Origin of the sequence: Mucilaginibacter sp. P25 (genome assembly GCF_050859465.1) — a bacterium.
In the GTDB taxonomy this organism is placed as follows: Bacteria; Bacteroidota; Bacteroidia; order Sphingobacteriales; family Sphingobacteriaceae; genus Mucilaginibacter; species Mucilaginibacter gossypii.
On record NZ_CP193937.1, the window covers coordinates 1,050,174 to 1,066,959 of the forward strand.

Annotated in this window: 14 protein-coding genes and 4 pseudogenes; 5 read left to right on the plus strand and 13 right to left on the minus strand. The window is 44.2% G+C overall.

Features of this window, described 5'->3' with window-relative positions:
* Positions 1-142: 142 nt before the first annotated feature.
* From ACRQ5D_RS05590 to pdeM, 4 genes are all read right to left on the minus strand, one after another.
* A complete protein-coding gene (locus ACRQ5D_RS05590; RefSeq protein WP_091167597.1) occupies positions 143-928 on the minus strand; it encodes a succinate dehydrogenase/fumarate reductase iron-sulfur subunit in 786 nt (261 codons plus the stop codon).
* A gap of 102 nt (positions 929-1,030) precedes the next feature.
* Positions 1,031-2,965: a fumarate reductase/succinate dehydrogenase flavoprotein subunit gene (locus tag ACRQ5D_RS05595; protein WP_091167595.1), complete on the minus strand. Its 1,935-nt coding sequence runs from the start codon at positions 2,963-2,965 to the stop codon at positions 1,031-1,033.
* A 41-nt stretch (positions 2,966-3,006) separates the two neighbouring features.
* Positions 3,007-3,798, minus strand: coding sequence for a succinate dehydrogenase cytochrome b subunit (locus tag ACRQ5D_RS05600; RefSeq protein ID WP_091167592.1), 792 nt, complete (start codon positions 3,796-3,798; stop codon positions 3,007-3,009).
* Between the two features lie 182 nt (positions 3,799-3,980).
* On the minus strand, positions 3,981-4,640 hold the full coding sequence (pdeM, locus tag ACRQ5D_RS05605; protein ID WP_091167673.1) for a ligase-associated DNA damage response endonuclease PdeM: 660 nt from the start codon (positions 4,638-4,640) through the stop codon (positions 3,981-3,983).
* Between the two features lie 171 nt (positions 4,641-4,811).
* Between pdeM and ACRQ5D_RS05610 the strand changes: the two genes are divergently transcribed.
* The gene (locus tag ACRQ5D_RS05610) at positions 4,812-5,186 is read left to right on the plus strand and encodes a DUF6249 domain-containing protein (protein WP_091167589.1); all 375 of its coding nucleotides are present in this window, start codon (positions 4,812-4,814) and stop codon (positions 5,184-5,186) included.
* Between the two features lie 116 nt (positions 5,187-5,302).
* On the opposite strand, the gene ACRQ5D_RS05615 is transcribed toward ACRQ5D_RS05610, so the two are convergent.
* On the minus strand, positions 5,303-5,818 hold the full coding sequence (locus ACRQ5D_RS05615) for a DinB family protein (protein WP_091167586.1): 516 nt from the start codon (positions 5,816-5,818) through the stop codon (positions 5,303-5,305).
* Positions 5,793-7,011 (minus strand): annotated as a pseudogene (locus tag ACRQ5D_RS05620) (sensor histidine kinase). The gene ACRQ5D_RS05615 and the pseudogene ACRQ5D_RS05620 overlap by 26 nt, the downstream one beginning before the upstream one ends.
* A 214-nt stretch (positions 7,012-7,225) precedes the next feature.
* Between ACRQ5D_RS05620 and gltX the strand changes: the two are divergent.
* Positions 7,226-8,756 (plus strand): annotated as a pseudogene (gene gltX, locus ACRQ5D_RS05625) (glutamate--tRNA ligase).
* Between the two features lie 119 nt (positions 8,757-8,875).
* On the opposite strand, the pseudogene ACRQ5D_RS05630 reads toward gltX, so the two are convergent.
* From ACRQ5D_RS05630 to ACRQ5D_RS05660, 7 genes and pseudogenes are all read right to left on the minus strand, one after another.
* A pseudogene (locus ACRQ5D_RS05630) lies at positions 8,876-9,577 on the minus strand (2-phosphosulfolactate phosphatase); the annotation flags it as partial.
* Between the two features lie 28 nt (positions 9,578-9,605).
* The gene (gene gcvT, locus ACRQ5D_RS05635; protein WP_432328530.1) at positions 9,606-10,766 is read right to left on the minus strand and encodes a glycine cleavage system aminomethyltransferase GcvT; all 1,161 of its coding nucleotides are present in this window, start codon (positions 10,764-10,766) and stop codon (positions 9,606-9,608) included.
* Positions 10,767-11,238: 472 nt separating this feature from the next.
* Positions 11,239-11,571, minus strand: a complete 333-nt coding sequence (locus ACRQ5D_RS05640) for a hypothetical protein (RefSeq protein WP_431199211.1) — start codon at positions 11,569-11,571, stop codon at positions 11,239-11,241.
* Positions 11,571-11,726, minus strand: a complete 156-nt coding sequence (locus ACRQ5D_RS05645; RefSeq protein ID WP_431199212.1) for a hypothetical protein — start codon at positions 11,724-11,726, stop codon at positions 11,571-11,573. The genes ACRQ5D_RS05640 and ACRQ5D_RS05645 overlap by 1 nt, the downstream gene beginning before the upstream one ends.
* A gap of 39 nt (positions 11,727-11,765) precedes the next feature.
* Entirely contained in the window at positions 11,766-12,665 is a 900-nt protein-coding gene (locus ACRQ5D_RS05650) for a Gfo/Idh/MocA family protein (protein WP_432328531.1), read from the minus strand.
* Positions 12,637-12,780 (minus strand): hypothetical protein, encoded by a 144-nt coding sequence (locus ACRQ5D_RS05655; protein WP_432328532.1) that lies wholly within the window; start codon positions 12,778-12,780, stop codon positions 12,637-12,639. The genes ACRQ5D_RS05650 and ACRQ5D_RS05655 overlap by 29 nt, the downstream gene beginning before the upstream one ends.
* A 121-nt stretch (positions 12,781-12,901) precedes the next feature.
* Positions 12,902-13,510 (minus strand): DUF4142 domain-containing protein, encoded by a 609-nt coding sequence (locus tag ACRQ5D_RS05660; protein ID WP_090530637.1) that lies wholly within the window; start codon positions 13,508-13,510, stop codon positions 12,902-12,904.
* A 197-nt stretch (positions 13,511-13,707) separates the two neighbouring features.
* Between ACRQ5D_RS05660 and ACRQ5D_RS05665 the strand changes: the two genes are divergently transcribed.
* From ACRQ5D_RS05665 to fumC, 3 genes and pseudogenes are all read left to right on the plus strand, one after another.
* Positions 13,708-14,196 carry a hypothetical protein gene (locus ACRQ5D_RS05665; protein ID WP_431199215.1) on the plus strand — a complete coding sequence of 163 codons (489 nt, stop codon included), beginning with the start codon at positions 13,708-13,710 and terminating at the stop codon, positions 14,194-14,196.
* Positions 14,197-14,350: 154 nt separating this feature from the next.
* The gene (locus ACRQ5D_RS05670) at positions 14,351-15,010 is read left to right on the plus strand and encodes a DUF6624 domain-containing protein (protein WP_091167565.1); all 660 of its coding nucleotides are present in this window, start codon (positions 14,351-14,353) and stop codon (positions 15,008-15,010) included.
* A 368-nt stretch (positions 15,011-15,378) separates the two neighbouring features.
* Positions 15,379-16,775 (plus strand): annotated as a pseudogene (gene fumC / locus ACRQ5D_RS05675) (class II fumarate hydratase).
* Positions 16,776-16,786 lie beyond the last annotated feature (11 nt).

Genomic DNA, 16,786 nt, shown 5'->3' on the forward strand with positions numbered 1-16,786 from the left:
AAAATTTGCGTGCTTATTCTCAAAAAACGCAAAAGCGTTTTTATTGCCTACTTTATTTTAACCCGTTTTAACAGCTACTGAATAAAACATAAAACGGCCCGGACAAGCCGGGCCGTTTACTATATCCTATCAGAAAGATCAATTAATGACCTTGCTCATGTACTTCTTCTTCCCTGAACAGTTTCGCGCTAAAATAGTCGTTGTTCATACGGGCAATGTTAGTCAATTTAATTTCCTTAGGGCACTCGGCTTCGCAGGCACCGGTGTTGGTACAACTGCCAAAACCTTCTTCGTCCATCTGGGCAACCATTGATTGTACACGGCGATAGCGCTCAGGCTGACCTTGAGGTAACAAGCCCAACTGAGTGATCTTAGCCGATACGAACAACATAGCCGAGGCATTTTTACAGGCAGCAACGCAGGCTCCGCAACCAATACAGGTAGCCGAGTTAAAAGCTTCATCAGCAATAACTTTAGGGATTGGGATAGCATTACCATCAGGTACACCACCGGTGTTCACTGAAACATAACCACCAGCTTGCTGGATCCTGTCAAATGCAGAGCGGTCAACCGCTAAATCTTTTACGATAGGGAATGCTTCAGCGCGCCATGGCTCAATGGTGATAGTTTCACCATCGTGGAAGGTACGCATGTGCAGCTGGCAGGTAGTGATACCGCGTTTTGGCCCGTGCGGGTGACCATTGATATATAATGAACACATACCGCAAATACCTTCGCGGCAGTCGTGGTCAAAGTTAATTGGCTCATCGCCTTTGTGGGTCAGGCTTTCGTTAACCACGTCGAGCATTTCAAGGAACGACATGTCGGGCGAAATATTTTCGGCTTTGTAGCTTACGAATTTACCCGCGGTTTGAGCATTTTTTTGACGCCATACTTTAAGCGTCAGGTTCATATTTCCGTTACTCATCTTTGTTTTAGATTTGAGTTATCGTTGTTTTTGTTGATTGAGTGAGTAGTTGATTGGGTGAGTGGTTTTAACTTAAATAACCTATCACTAATCAACCATTCACTATGCGTAATTACGTTGTGATAAATGAACTGCTTCAAATGTCAGCTGTTCTTTATGTAACTCTTCCGGCTGATTTTCCCCTTTAAACTCCCAGGCTGCAACAAATGCAAAGTTTTCGTCATCACGAAGCGCTTCACCATCTGGTGTTTGTGATTCAACCCTGAAGTGGCCACCGCATGATTCTTTACGCATTAAAGCGTCATCGATCATCAGCTCGCCCAGTTCAATGAAATCGGCCACGCGACCAGCTCTCTCTAACGAAGCGTTTACTTCTTCGTTTTCGCCGGTTACGATAGCGTTTTTCCAGAAATCGGCTTTCAATGCCTGGATCAAACCTTTGGCTTTTTTCAGGCCTTCTTCGGTACGGGCCATACCGCAATATTCCCACATAATGTGGCCAAGCTCGCGGTGGTATTCGTTAGTGGTTTTAGTTCCTTTTAATGACAGCAATTTGTTTACGTGGGCAATTACGTCCTGCTTGGTTTTTTCAAACGCCGGGTGGTTGGTATCAACCTTCTTAGGGCCGATCTTAGCCAGGTAATCGCCAAGTGTATAAGGGATCACAAAGTAACCATCAGATAAACCCTGCATCAGTGCAGATGCACCAAGACGGTTAGCACCGTGATCGGAGAAGTTGCACTCGCCCAAAGCATACAAACCAGGCACGGTTGTGCTCAGGTTATAGTCAACCCAAAGGCCGCCCATTGTATAGTGAACCGCAGGGTAAATACGCATTGGTTGCTTATACGGGTTTTCGTTGGTGATCTGGTAGTACATATCAAACAGGTTACCGTATTTGGCTTTAACGGTTTCTTCGCCCAGGCGTTTAATCGCGTCAGCAAAGTCAAGAAATACCGCGAAGCCAGAGCCGCCTACACCTTTGCCCTCTTCAACCATTTCCTTAGCGTTACGTGAGGCCACGTCGCGCGGAACAAGGTTACCGAAAGCCGGATATTTACGCTCAAGGAAGTAATCGCGGTCATCTTCTTTAACCTGGTCTGCTTTTAATGTGCCTTTGCGTAGCTGCTCAGCAATTTCAGCGGTTTTAGGAGCCCATACCCTACCGTCGTTACGCAGTGATTCAGACATCAACGTAAGCTTAGACTGGTGATCACCGGTTACCGGGATACAGGTTGGGTGAATTTGAGTATAACAAGGGTTACCGAAGAAAGCACCACGTTTGTGTGCCCTCCAGGCTGCCGTTACATTTGAGCCGATTGCGTTTGTTGACAGATAGAATACGTTGCTGTAACCACCGGTACATAATAATACCGCATGACCGGCATGTGTATCGATAGCGCCGGTAAGCATGTTACGGGTAACAATGCCTTTGGCATGGCCATCTATAGTTACCACGTCAAGCATTTCGTGACGGGTATACATTTTTACTTTACCGGCATGGATCTGGCGGTTAAGGGCAGAGTAAGCACCCAATAAAAGCTGCTGTCCTGTCTGGCCCCTCGCGTAAAATGTACGCGACACTTGCGAACCTCCGAATGAACGGTTATCCAGCAAGCCGCCGTATTCGCGGGCGAAAGGTACACCTTGAGCAACGCACTGATCAATAATGTTTACCGAAACTTCGGCCAAACGATGAACGTTGGCTTCGCGGGCGCGGTAGTCGCCACCTTTAATAGTATCGTAAAATAAACGGAAAACGCTGTCACCGTCATTCTGATAATTTTTAGCGGCATTGATACCACCCTGTGCAGCAATAGAGTGTGCACGGCGTGGGCTGTCCTGGAAACAAAATGCCTTAACGTTGTAACCCAGCTCGCCTAAAGTGGCAGCTGCCGAAGCGCCTGCCAAACCGGTACCTACAATGATGATATCGTATTTACGCTTGTTGGCGGGGTTAACCAGCTTCAGATCAAATTTATGCTTGCTCCATTTTTCGGCTAATGGGCCTTGAGGAATTTTAGCATCTAATGTCATCTCTTCTTTGTATTTATGTTTGTGGCTTTTGGCCAGCTAACTTAGTGAGCTCCCTGGGTTGATAAATAGTAATAATAAACCGGCATGGCGGCAAAAAGCAGCGGAATAATAACTGCAAACAGCCATGTACCAATAAAGTAAACTACCGGTGTATATTTACGGTGTACCCAGCCCAGCGTACGGAACGCGCTCTGGAAACCATGTAACAGGTGAAATGCTACAGCGCCCATGGCTATTACGTAAAATATAACGTAGATAATGTTGCTGAAACTGTAAGCAACACGCGCGTGCAGGTCTTTTACCCTTACAACTTCCACATTGTTTTCGGTTGATACCGAGTGGCTGAATTCGGCATTGGCCGGGGTGTAATCGCTAACTTTGGTTTCGCCGGTTGCCAGATCGGTACGGTACTCTTTAAAGCCCATGGTTTTGTCATTGTGGTAACGGAACCAGAAATCGCCCATGTGGATAACGATGAAAAGGAACATGATTGAACCTAAAAGGCCCATGTTTTTTGATGACCATGAGGCATCAGATTTTGCCGCTACTGCATAACGTACAGGACGGGCTTTACGGTTTTTGACAGTTAGGATCAAGCCGTATAGTGCATGCACTAAAATGGAAAGGTACAACAGGTATGCTATAACTTCAATAGGCGGAAAATGCGTAAGGAAGTTGGCATACACGTTAAAACTGAAACCGTTATCGTTGTTAAACAACAGCAGGTTGCCGCCTACGTGCACAATTAAAAAGGTACACAGAAACAAGCCTGTTAAAGCCATGATCAGCTTTTTGCCCAGCGACGAGTTTAAGGTTTGTTTGAATTCGCTCATTATGAATTGGATTTGTTAGGCAAAAGTATTTATTAAATAACAAAACATAGAAGAGGTTTTGGCTTATTGAAGATCAAAAATCTATTTAGAATCAATCTAAAGCAATGGGCTGGCTATTAAGGTATAAATACACAGCTATGACAGTTAATATGTTGTAATAAAGGTTGGTGCAGCCACGATAATTAAGCGATAGCTACTACTTTATCCTTTAATACAGCAAAGATCCTGTCGTTTTGAAGACTACGGATAGCCACCCGCCCGGTAAATTTTCCGAAGGATGGTAAAATTCCCTGTTTATTGCCAAAGGCAAAGCAAGGCAATGTAATGCTTTGACGTGCCCGGCCGCTTAAGTTTACCCCCGGATGGATATGCCCGCAAAAAACATAACCTGCTTTTTCGTCCTGGTCGTTGGCAAGCGGATGATGCATCATGAGGAAGGGGCTGATCAACAGTTCGTCGTGCAGCTCGATATTCAGGTTATGATAATGCTTATCTGCAATGATATCATGATTGCCGCGGACCAGGATGATCTGTAACGCGGGGAACTGGCTGCGCCAAAGGATAAACCAATCCCAATCGTTATTCATATCGCTGTGGAACAGATCGCCCAAAAAAATTAACTTTTCCGGCTTGTGTTCATAAATAAGATCGGAAAGTACAGCCAGGTCGCTTTGCTCCATATCCCTTGGTATTGCTATGCCGGCTTTACGGAAATGGCCCACTTTGCCCAAATGCACATCGGCAATTATCAGGGCGCTTTGCTGCTGCCAGTAAATAGCTTTTTGTGGTAATAATAAAAGATCCTGCCCCAGCAGGCTAAAAGGAGTAGCCGCACTTATCATTAAGGCAAAGTTAATAAATGCCCTCCGCCCTTCTAAAGGGAGCAGCAATAATTTTTTTAATCAAGGTGTAACCTGTTTAAAAAACATGTGGTCATAGCTTACAAATAAACCGCAATGGCGTATTTACAGAGAGAAAAAACAATATTAACTTAATTAAAAAAAACAAATATTATGGGCGCAGGTGAATTGGGCGTATTAGCAGGAATTATAATACCCCTCAGCTTATTCGCAATGATCTTCGGGATCGTTTACTTAAACAAACGGGAGAAATTAGCTATGATTGAACGAAACATGGATCCGAGGAGTTATAAACCGCAATCGGCTCCTTACCAAAACTTAAAATGGGGCTTACTGCTTATTGGTTCGGGTATCGGGCTATTTTTGGCCTACGTTTTAAACCGTGGCATATTCAATAGTTTTGACGATGATGTTTTCTTTTTATACGTAGCATTGATCGCTATTTTTGGAGGGGCAGGATTGTTTTTATCATACCGCATCGAAAAAAGAGAAGTACTGGATAAAGAAGAATTGCACAAAGAAAAATAAGAAAACAGCTACGGCTTCTCTTCTACCCTCTCAAATCGCGAAGCTCAGACTTACGAAGTTTAAAAACTTCGTAAGTCTTTATATTTAACGGCCTTACGATGTGCGATATAAATATCTTATCCTATTCCGTACCGCTCTTTAAATAAATTTAAATGGTGGCGCTCATGCCCGGCCAGCATAAATACAAATGCGGCAACGGTAAACAAATGGTTGCTGGCAATACCGTTACGATTTAGCTGCTCATCGCTGAATGCTTTAATCATATAAAGGCTTGCCTGGCGCAATGCACGGAACTCTTCGGCAAGGTCTTTTATATTTTGACTGTTGAAATCGGTATTGTTAACATAAATATCCTGGTCAAAACCCGGCAGTTCGATATGATTGCGCGAAAACACGAGGGCACGATAGGCAAAGGTACGTTCGGTATCTATCATATGGCCCAATGCCTGCTTAACCGTCCATTTACCGGGTGCATAGGTATACAGTCCCTGCTCATCGGTTAAATTACTGAATAGCTGGTAGCTGGTATCCATTTGCTGTTCAAGCATGCTAATTACGTCATTGTCGCCAACAAGGCCCACATATCCCGCTGCAAATGGCGAATAATCACCTGGTTTTGGTTTTGTTATCATTGCGCGTATTTTTTAATATTATCCTGAATGTTGTTCCCTTACCTACTTCCGAATCTTTTACAAAGATTTGCCCGTTGTGATAGTTTTCTACTATACGTTTAGTAAGCGAAAGGCCCAGTCCCCATCCCCGCTTGCGGGTGGTATAACCGGGTTGAAAAACAGTATCAAATTTAGAACGAGGGATGCCTTTACCGGTGTCGGTAATGTCAATAAAAATCTGGTTTTTTACCTTATTGCCGCTGATTTCAACCTTAATACTGCCCTTGCCCTCGATAGCGTTAACGGCATTTTTTAATATGTTTTCTATCACCCAATCAAACAGCGGAACATTCAGACCGGCCTTTAGGTGAGGGTTGCCGATAAGTTCAAAACTGATGTTTTTACTTACCCTTACTTTAAAATAATCAACAAAATCTTTAACTACAGCATATACACCATGCTCTTCTAATACAGATTTGGAGCCTATTTTTGAAAAGCGATCGGCCACTATTTCAAGACGCTTTACATCGTTTTCCATTTCGGCAATCAGTACATCGTCTTCAGCATTAAACTTCTCCTTCATCAGCTCAATCCAGGCAATTAGCGATGATATAGGTGTCCCCAGCTGGTGGGCTGTTTCTTTGGCTAAGCCAACCCAAACCTGGTCCTGCTCCGACTTTCGGGACGAGACTGAAGGCGGTATAGGCCATCAGTAAAAATATAGCAATTACGGTAAGCTGAATATAAGGGAACAAACGTAATTGTGTAAGCAGCGGCGAATCTTTATAGTAAACAAAGTTTTCTTCGCCCAAAACCTGGAGCTTAATGGGAGGATGCTGACCCTTCATATAGGCGAGCTCTTCTTTAAAGTAAGCCGGATCGTATTTTTTCCTCTTGTTGTTTTCGGCTTCCAGCTTAATAAAAGTCTTTGTAGTGTCTAAGCCACGCTGTAAAACTATTTCGCCTTTTCCATCAGTTACAATGGCGGGTACGGTAAGGCTATCGCGCACGGCTATTACATAGTTTAAAAAGTCATTATCATCTGAGGCAAGGATCTGGCGCATACTTATGGCCCAAACCTGGGCCCGGGTACGTTCCGAACGTTCAATGTTTTTTACCAGGTAACGGGTATAAAGCAATGAGCCAATTGCAATTACCACGGCAAATGCAAGAAGTAAATATTTCCAACGTTTTTTCTGTTGATATGGGTTCATGCTGGGCACAGCTCAAATAACGTAAAATTGCTTTGTAAAATATAATTTTTTGTTGTGGAGAGATTGTCCATAGCCCATAGTCGATAGTCCATGGTATGTTTCAAGTATCACCATGGACTATCAACCATCGACTAATAACCATAGCCACGCTTAAATAATACTATGAACTATCGACTATGGACTATGGACTTTCCCTCTTATCTTTGCCCCCATCATGACCGATAAAAAAGTAAGAGTCCGTTTTGCGCCAAGCCCTACCGGTGGTTTACACCTTGGCGGTGTGCGCACCGTGTTGTTTAACTATTTATACGCTAAAAAACATGGCGGTGATTTTGTTTTGCGAATTGAGGATACCGACCAAACCCGCTACGTGGAAGGTGCCGAAGAATATATTTTAGATTGTCTTAAATGGTGCGGCCTTCACCCAGACAGAAAGCCCGGTTGCCGGTGGCCCTTACGCGCCATATCGCCAAAGCGAGCGTAAACCACTTTACCGCGAATATGCCGAACGCCTGGTTATGGAAGGGCATGCTTATTATGCCTTTGATACCGCCGAAGAGCTGGACAAAAACCGGAAGGAGATCCCCAATTTTCAGTACGGCCTGGCCTATCGCCATACCCTAAGAAACTCACTTTCGTTGCCTCAGCACGAGGTTGATGCCTTGCTTGATGCAGGTACGCCGCATGTGATCCGCATTAAAATGCCGGAGGGCGAAACCGTGAGTTTCAATGATATGATTCGCGGATATGTGAGCTTTGAAACCGGCCTGGTTGATGATAAAGTGTTATTAAAAGCCGATGGCATGCCTACTTATCACCTGGCCGTTGTGGTTGATGATTACCTGATGAAGATCACGCATGCTTTTCGCGGCGAAGAATGGCTGCCTTCGGCGCCGGTACATTTGCTGCTTTGGGAATATCTGGGCTGGAAGGCCGATATGCCCCAATGGGCGCATTTACCGTTAATCCTGAAACCGGATGGTCACGGTAAACTGAGCAAACGTGATGGAGCCCGACTGGGTTTCCCGGTGTATGCCATGAACTGGTTTGATGCAAAAACAGGCGAGTTGACGCCGGGTTTCCGTGAATTAGGTTTTTTACCGGAAGCTTTCCTGAACCTGCTGGCAACTTTGGGCTGGAACGACGGTACCGAGCAGGAGATTTTTACGCTTGACAGATTGATAGAAAAATTCTCGATAGAGCGCGTTAATAAGTCGGGCGCCAAGTTTGATTTTGAGAAAGCCAAATGGTTCAACGCCGAGTGGATTAAGAAGTCTGAAGTTGATCGTCTGAAATCAGATGTTATAAAAGTATTTGCTGATAAGGGTGTTACTGTTAGCGATAATGTATACCTGACTAAGGTTATCACCTTAATCAAAGATCGCGTTGTATTACTTCCTGATTTTTACCAGCAGGCAGGGTTCTTTTTTGAGCAGCCCAGGGAGTATGACCTTAACGCGGTAAAACCTAAGTGGACAGATGCCAAAACAGCGTTTTATCACGCGTTCATTGCTTTGCTAACTAACGAAGCAGCTATTGAAGCTCATGACCTGGAAGCTAAATTCAAAGCCCTCGCCGAAGAAAAAGGTTTAAAAGTTGGGGATGTAATGCTGCCATTCCGCATTATGCTGGTTGGCGGCAAGTTTGGTCCACATGTATTTGATATTGTTGCCCTGCTTGGTAAAGAAGAAACCATCAGCAGGATTGAAAAGGCGCTTGTGGAGCTTACCCCCACCGCCCCCTAAAGGGGGTGCTTACTTACACAGGCTCTTTCGGGAGCTCAAGAATTTATGTCATTGCGAGCGATTGCCGCGTCGACCCATACGCTTTAGTCCAGACCGCTCCTCGCAATGGCATATTATATTTATACCACCAACTTCACCAACCTCTCCCCTTCCAAAACAGGAATGGCAGTTGTCAAATCAACCTGTAAACAAAACTCGATATCTTTTTCGATGCCCAATTTTTTAAGGCGTTCGCCGTGCGATGTTTTCTTGAGATACGCATTGATATCGTTTTTCCCAACCTGGAAAAGATCGTTAGCGGCTAAGGCTGCATCGTCCAGTAAAAATCCTTTATCTTTTAACTGCTCAATTACAGCACCGGCAAACAGGGTATCCTCCAAATTGAAATTGTTTTTCCAGCCGGCACACACCAGCAGCACATTTTCGTTTTGGGTATTAAGCCAGTTGCTTAAAGCGGAAAGGTTCAGGAATGAACCGATAACAATCTTTTTAGCGCTGCGCGATAAATGCAGTGCATGTGTGCCGTTGGTAGTGGTTAACACTATTGTTTTACCGGCAACCTTTTCTTTAGTATATGAAAATGGCGAGTTGCCAAAATCAAAACCATCAACTACCGATCCGTCGCGCTCGGCGGCAAGAAGGTAATCCAGCCCTTTCTCTCTATACGCGGCACACTCCTCAACTTGTGATACCGGTATAATAGCCTCAGCACCGTTTTCAATACCATAACATATAGATGATGTTGCCCTGAAAATATCAATAACCACTACAATATAATCCTCCACATTAAAAAGTGGCAGTAATGCAGGGGTTAGGCAAACGTGTGCCCCCGGCCCCCTAAAGGGGGAGTTAGAGTAATTGTATTTTCAGACATTTGTGTTTAATTAATTTAGAAAACTTTGAAGGTAGTTCCCCCTTTAGGGGGTTAGGGGCTTTATAAAACGGAGGTTTTACAATCTGCGCTTTAATTTTATTATCCCTGATGCTGATATAAATCTCAGTGCCTTCTTTGGCAAACGCTGTATCCACATAACCCATACCAATAGCTTTTTGCAACGATGGGGATTGCGTGCCTGAAGTTACTTTACCTATAGTATTTCCATCCGCATCAACAATCAGGTAATCATGACGGGGAATGCCGCGGTCAATCATTTCAAAACCTACCAGTTTGCGGCTTACACCAGCTTGTTTTTGGGCTTGCAGGGCTTCGGCATTGGTAAATTCTTTATTGAATTTGGTTACCCAGCCTAACCCGGCTTCAAGCGGTGAGGTGTTATCATCAATGTCGTTACCATATAGGCAGAAACCCATTTCCAAACGTAAGGTATCACGTGCGCCTAAACCAATTGGCTTAATACCAAAAGGCTCGCCGGCTTTGAAAATTGCATCCCAGATCTGCTCCGCATATTGGTTTTCAAAATAGATCTCGAAGCCGCCTGCACCGGTATAGCCTGTAGCTGATATCAATACATTGTCAACACCTGCAAAAGTTCCTTTTTTAAAGGTGTAGTATTCCATCGATACCAAATCTACCTCGGTAAGGCTTTGTAAAGCTTCGGCAGCTTTGGGACCCTGGATAGCCAGCAATGAAGTCCGGTCGGATATGTTTTTCATATCTACACCCTTGGTATTGTATTTGGAGATCCAGTCCCAGTCTTTTTCAATATTTGAAGCGTTAACCACCAGCATATAGGTTTTTTTGTCGATCCGGTAAACCAGCAGATCGTCAACAATACCGCCGTTTTCATTCGGCAGGCATGAGTACTGCACTTTGCCATCGTATAATTTTGAGGCGTCGTTACTGGTAACCCGCTGAATCAGATCAAGCGCGTTCTCTCCTTTTAAAATGAATTCGCCCATGTGGCTTACGTCAAAAACGCCAACGGCCTTGCGCACGGTTTCGTGTTCGGCGTTAATGCCTGTGTATTGAACGGGCATGTTGTAACCGGCAAATGGAACCATTTTGGCACCGGCTTTTACGTGGATATCGGTTAATGCGGTATTCTTCATCGTCAACTTAAATATTGGCCGCAAAGGTAACTATTATGAAGCGTAATCGGTACCCGTTGATTGGTTTGATTTTTTGGGGATTACACCGATTGATTTTTGATTTCATCGATTACACTGATTTTTTCTGAACCGTGATTTATAGGATTGAAGGATTACCCTGGTAGCAGGTAACAAAAACAGCCTCCTCACGTCCCCTCAGGGTCCTCTGCGAGAGACCCTGAGGCTTACCGCGTTCAAGAGTCAGAACAACGAGCCAGCATGGCGTATACATCAGGGTCCTCTGCGAGAGACCCTGATGGGACGTTAGTTATAAAAATATCCTTTGCCCCAGCGGGCAAAACAACACACCTTGCTGATTAAACGACAAAACAGTTTTGTGGGGTAACTCAGGGTGCGAGAGATCATGAGGGGACGTTAAACAAAAAAGCCGGTTAACGTTGCGTTAACCGGCTTGAGCTATAAGTTAGCTACTTTATACTTTTTTAAGCGTTTCCATCAGTACCGGAATTTTTGGCACTTTTGGGTACGACTGGAATAATTTACCATACTTATCATAAATAGCGATATATGGAGTTGTTTGTACACTATAAAATTTTTGTACCAGGTAGGTATAACCTTCGGTGCCGATAGTAATGTTATGGTATTTGGCCAGGTCAAAATCGCGCTGAAAAGTTTGGATCCCTTTAAGCATAGGCATAAAAGTGATCATCACTATCTGTACATTTTTTAATTTGGGCAGCTCGGGTTTCAGATCATACATCAGGTGCTGGCAATGGCTGCAATCGGGCGAAAAATAGATCACCATTACCGGTTTGTTTTTTTCAGGTTGGCAGGAGTAACGTAAACACTGTCTGTAGTGAGGATGTGATATGGCGGCAAGCCGGAATTAGCAGGTGGCGTTTGTGCCTGGCTGCACCCGGCGGCAATAATCAGACAAAGCAGTAAATACAGTTTCTTCATTATTTTAATTAGCATTTAATAAGCATAGTTACAACATTTTTAGCTTTCAAGCAATTCAATTTGCCAGGCAACATGCTCCTCAGTTACCGGGAATAACGCATTTTCGCGCACGGTATGATATACGGCATCAAATATGCCATTATAATTACCTTTGGGTGACTTTATCCATTCCACGGTCTTCTGCCCGTCGGCACCCATAAGCACCAGTTTACCGTCGCTGCCTTCGGGCTCGATGCCAAAACCTTCGTCGGTAGGCATCATGTCGGCATCAAGCTGTGCTTCCTGTACATCGGTACGCATTTTTACAAAGCTGCCTAATGTGCCATGTACCACAAAGCCATAAGTATGCTCGGCAATGAGCAACCCCGAGGTTAGGTATACGTTAAGCTGATTAGGATATTTAAGGTGGATATTGAAATAATCATCAACCTGCGAGTTTGGCCTGAATGCAGCGGTTGTTTTTTCATAGCTCAATGGCCTGCCAAAGATACTGATGGCATTATCAACCAAATGGGCGCCAAGGTCATAGGTAAGGCCGCCGCCCGGAACGCCCGCTGTTTCTTTAAATTGTTTTGCACCGATGGCCATGCGGTACCTGTCCAGCCTGAAATGAACCTCGATCAACTCCCCTAACCTGCCGCTTTCAATCACCTCCTTTACCGAAAGGAAGCCGCTGTCATAACGGCGGTTTTGGTAGATCATTACTTTCAAATCAAGTTTTTTGCCCAAATCATACAGCGCTTTTACCTCGCTTGAAGTTACGGCTGCGGGCTTCTCAATCAGTACATGTTTACCTGCATTTAGAGCTTGTACAGCATAATCAAAGTGGGTGTTGTTAGGGGTATTAACAATGATGAGCTCTATTTCCTCGTCATTCAGCAGCTGGTCGATGCTATCATAGCTGATCACATCAGGGTATTTTTTGCCGGTTTTTTTCATGGCGCTCAACCACGGCCTTAAAAGTAAAGCCCGGATTGGTAGTTAAAAACGGGGCATGAAAAATCCTGCCCGACATTCCATAGGCCATGAGGCCGGTTACTATTGGTTTCGACATATTAAAATAGATTTTGCTGTGTTAAAAGTATCGTTTTAGCTACACCTGTACAAGGGAATTAAACAGAAAAAGGGAGATTGTTACATCTCCCTTTTTCTGTCTTGAATTAATCAATAGCTGATTACTTCATGCCTTTTTGAATAGCTTCAATTTCGGCTAAATGGTGTTGGATAACAGGTAATGTTTTAGCTGCAAAGGCTTTAAGGTCGGCATCTTTGCAGTTTTTTGAAGCATCTTCAAACAATGATTCAACTTTTTTATGGCCTTTAACCATAGCATCAACATAGTCTTTGTCAAAATCAGCGCCTGTTTTGGCTGCCAGGTCGGCTTTCATTTTCTGGTGCTCATCATCAGGTGCCGATGGCAGGGTAATGTTTTTGGTTTTGGCTATGGCCATTAGTTCGTCGTTTGCTTTGCTGTGGTCAGTAACCATCATTTTAGCAAAATCTTTTACTTTGGCATTGGTTGCCTTTTCGCTGGCCAACTGGCCAACGGCAACTTCGGCTAAGCCGGCATTGGCCGCTTCGGTTGCAAATTTTGCATCATCGGCAGTAACTGCAATGCCTGTAGCACCGGTAGTAGTTGTGTCTTTTACTTTGTTGGCACTGTCGGCAGTGTCAGTTGTTGCAGCTGCTGTGCTATCGCCGCTGCCGCTTTTTGCTCCGCCTTTACAGGCCTGGAATGATAATGCCGCCAGGGCCATCATTGCAATTAAACTTAACTTTTTCATAGTAGTGTTTATGTATTTGTTTTTACAGTTAACATTTTTTAGTTAATTAAGTTTGATTTTCTTATTTGTAAAATAAAAAACAACAGGTAATTGGGGTGCCGTTTGTTAATATTTAGTTTTTAATAAATATTTAACATTTGTTTAAAAGCACTTTTATAAGTTGTGGTTTATAATAACGCGACTAAATTATACCTGATATGTTAATAGGATCATTGTTTTTGGGCAAAGTGCATGAGGTTAACGGGCAGTGGATAGAGACCAAATTTGTGGTTATTGGCATTCCACTGTTCCCAACCAGCTCCATGCTGGTAACCCGGTCGGCCTGGCGAAGCCGCAATGGGTTTAATATTCCACTCAACCATCAAAGCATCATTGCAGGCTACGCCCGCATGTTTTCGGTGATCATAGCCTTTATTGCTTTCATCTTCTTTTTTAGCGAAAGGGATTCAACCGCTTTGTTAATCGGGGCAATTGGCCTGGCCCTGTGGTTGTATTTTTATTTTGTATTTGGCAGCGCCGATACAGCAGAAGCGGAGGAACGAAAAAAATGGGCGACCTCACCGGTCTGTACATCAAACCGGAGTGGCTTGGCTATGATGATGCCTACCGGATCTATGATCGCCTCGAAAAAAATACAGGGCAGAGTTTGGCGGGGCCGACTGGCTCAACGATCTGCAGCAAAATGAAATAGCGCCGGCCAAGCTGCCATTGCTGTATGCGCTTTCGCGATTCAATTATTCTTTAGGTGCCACCGAATGCAATAAAAAATTGTTTGAAAAGGCGGATAGTTTATACTTGTGATACAGGTTTTTGCGTTTATTTGCTTAAACCTTATTGACCATGAAAAACCTGATCATCGCCTTGTTAATGATAACGGCAAGCACAGCATCTGCACAGCAAAAGTTTAACCCTGTTTTGAAGAGACAGCTTGACAGTGTATTAGCACTTGATCAGAAATATCGCGAGATCTTAACTTATCTGATGGATCCGAGCAAAAAGGATTCGGTGTTGAAAACTTTACCGGTTAAACCGGAAGAAGCAACAGGCCATTACTGGAAGCTTCAGAGCCAGGCCGATTCGACCAATTTGATTTTTATCGAGAATGTGTTTAACAAGTACGGTTACCCCGGCAAAACGCTTGTTGGCGAACCAACTAATGAAGCTGCGTGGTCGGTAGTGCAGCATTCCCCTAAAATAGGTAAGTACCTGCCCGCGATAAAAACGGCTGCCGAAAACAAAGAATTACCTTTCAGGTTGTACGCCATGATGCTCGACAGGCAGCTGATGTATGAAGGTAAAGAGCAAATCTACGGTTCGCAGGCTACGTCAAAGCCATTGCGCAACGGCCAAAAAATTGGCTATTATGTGTGGCCTATTAAAGATGCTGCAGGTGTAAATGAACGCCGTAAGCAAGCTGGTTTTGATCAAACTGTTGAACAGAATGCCAAAAGATTGGGCTTTGATTACAAGGTTGTGAAAATTGAGGATGTGAAGTGGTAGCTGTATGAGTAGGATAAAATTCGCGCCGTTGTTGGTGTTGTCACCAACAACTCTTTTAACTATTTGTTATTGTAATCACTGAAGCTTTTCATTGCGGAAAGAATAAGATGGTTATCGATCTAAGTCATTCATTGTTAACAAGGTAAAACAATTATTGGGCGCAGAGTTGTTGGTAACAACGGCGAGGATGGTATCACCGTACCACTGTCGAGCTCTGGGTGGTGCGATTATAACACCATCCACAAGCTTAATTTATCAATCCGATAGATTCAGAATTCGAAACAAATTGCCCCCTATCAAAAAGTTTACACCCCGCATTCCCCCGCATCATATAAAAACATAACTTTGCCCCTGCAAAATTTAATACCATGAGTTTCAGAACCGAACACGATACCATGGGCGAGGTACAGGTACCTGCCGACAAATACTGGGGAGCGCAAACCGAACGCTCACGCAACAATTTTAAAATTGGTCCGGAGGCATCAATGCCAAAGGAGATTATCGACGCTTTTGCATATCTAAAAAAGCAGCCGCTTATACCAATACCGATTTAGGTGTATTGCCTGCCGAAAAACGCGACCTGATTGCACAGGTGTGCGATGAGATCCTGGCCGGCGAACTGGCTTCGGAGTTTCCGCTGGTGATTTGGCAAACAGGCTCGGGCACGCAATCAAACATGAACGTGAACGAGGTTGTGGCTAACCGTGCACATGTATTACAAGGCAATAAACTGGGCGAAGGCAAAACCTTTATTCACCCTAATGATGACGTGAACAAATCACAATCATCAAACGATACTTACCCAACAGCTATGCACATTGCGGCATACAAGATCCTGATTGATGTAACCATTCCCGGTATCGAAAAACTGCGCGATACCTTGCAGGCTAAGGTTGAGGCTTTCAAATCCGTAGTAAAAATCGGTCGTACCCATTTGATGGATGCTACCCCGCTTACCTTAGGCCAGGAGTTTTCAGGTTATGTTTCACAGTTGAACCACGGCTTAAAAGCATTGCGTAATACGCTTGATCACCTTTCTGAACTGGCCCTTGGTGGTACGGCTGTAGGTACAGGGATCAACACGCCTAAAGGTTATGATGTAAAAGTTGCTGAGTACATTGCCCAGTTTACCGGCTTTCCGTTCATCACAGCCGAAAATAAATTTGAAGCTCTTGCCGCTCACGATGCCATTGTCGAAAGTCATGGCGCGCTGAAACAAATTGCGGTTTCATTAATGAAAATTGCTAACGATATCAGGATGCTGGCTTCTGGTCCGCGTTCGGGTATTGGCGAGATCCATATCCCCGATAACGAGCCGGGCTCATCAATTATGCCGGGTAAAGTTAATCCAACCCAAAACGAAGCGGTTACCATGGTGGCTGCACAGGTTATGGGTAATGATGTGGCTATTTCCATCGGCGGCTCAAACGGCCATTACGAGCTGAATGTATTTAAACCGGTTATGGCGGCAAACTTCCTGCAATCGGCAAGGTTAATTGGTGATGCCTGCGTGTCGTTCAATGATCATTGCGCTGTAGGCATTGAACCTAATTATGATGGCATCAAAAAACACCTCGAAAACTCATTAATGCTGGTAACTGCGCTTAACCCGCATATCGGCTATGAAAACGCGGCAAAAATTGCTAAAACAGCCCTTAAAAACGGCAGCTCACTGCGCGAAGCTGCTATTGGTTTAGGCTTACTAACCAACGAACAGTTTGACGAGTGGGTACGCCCCGAAAATATGATAGGCAGTTTGAAATAAGCCTCACCCCA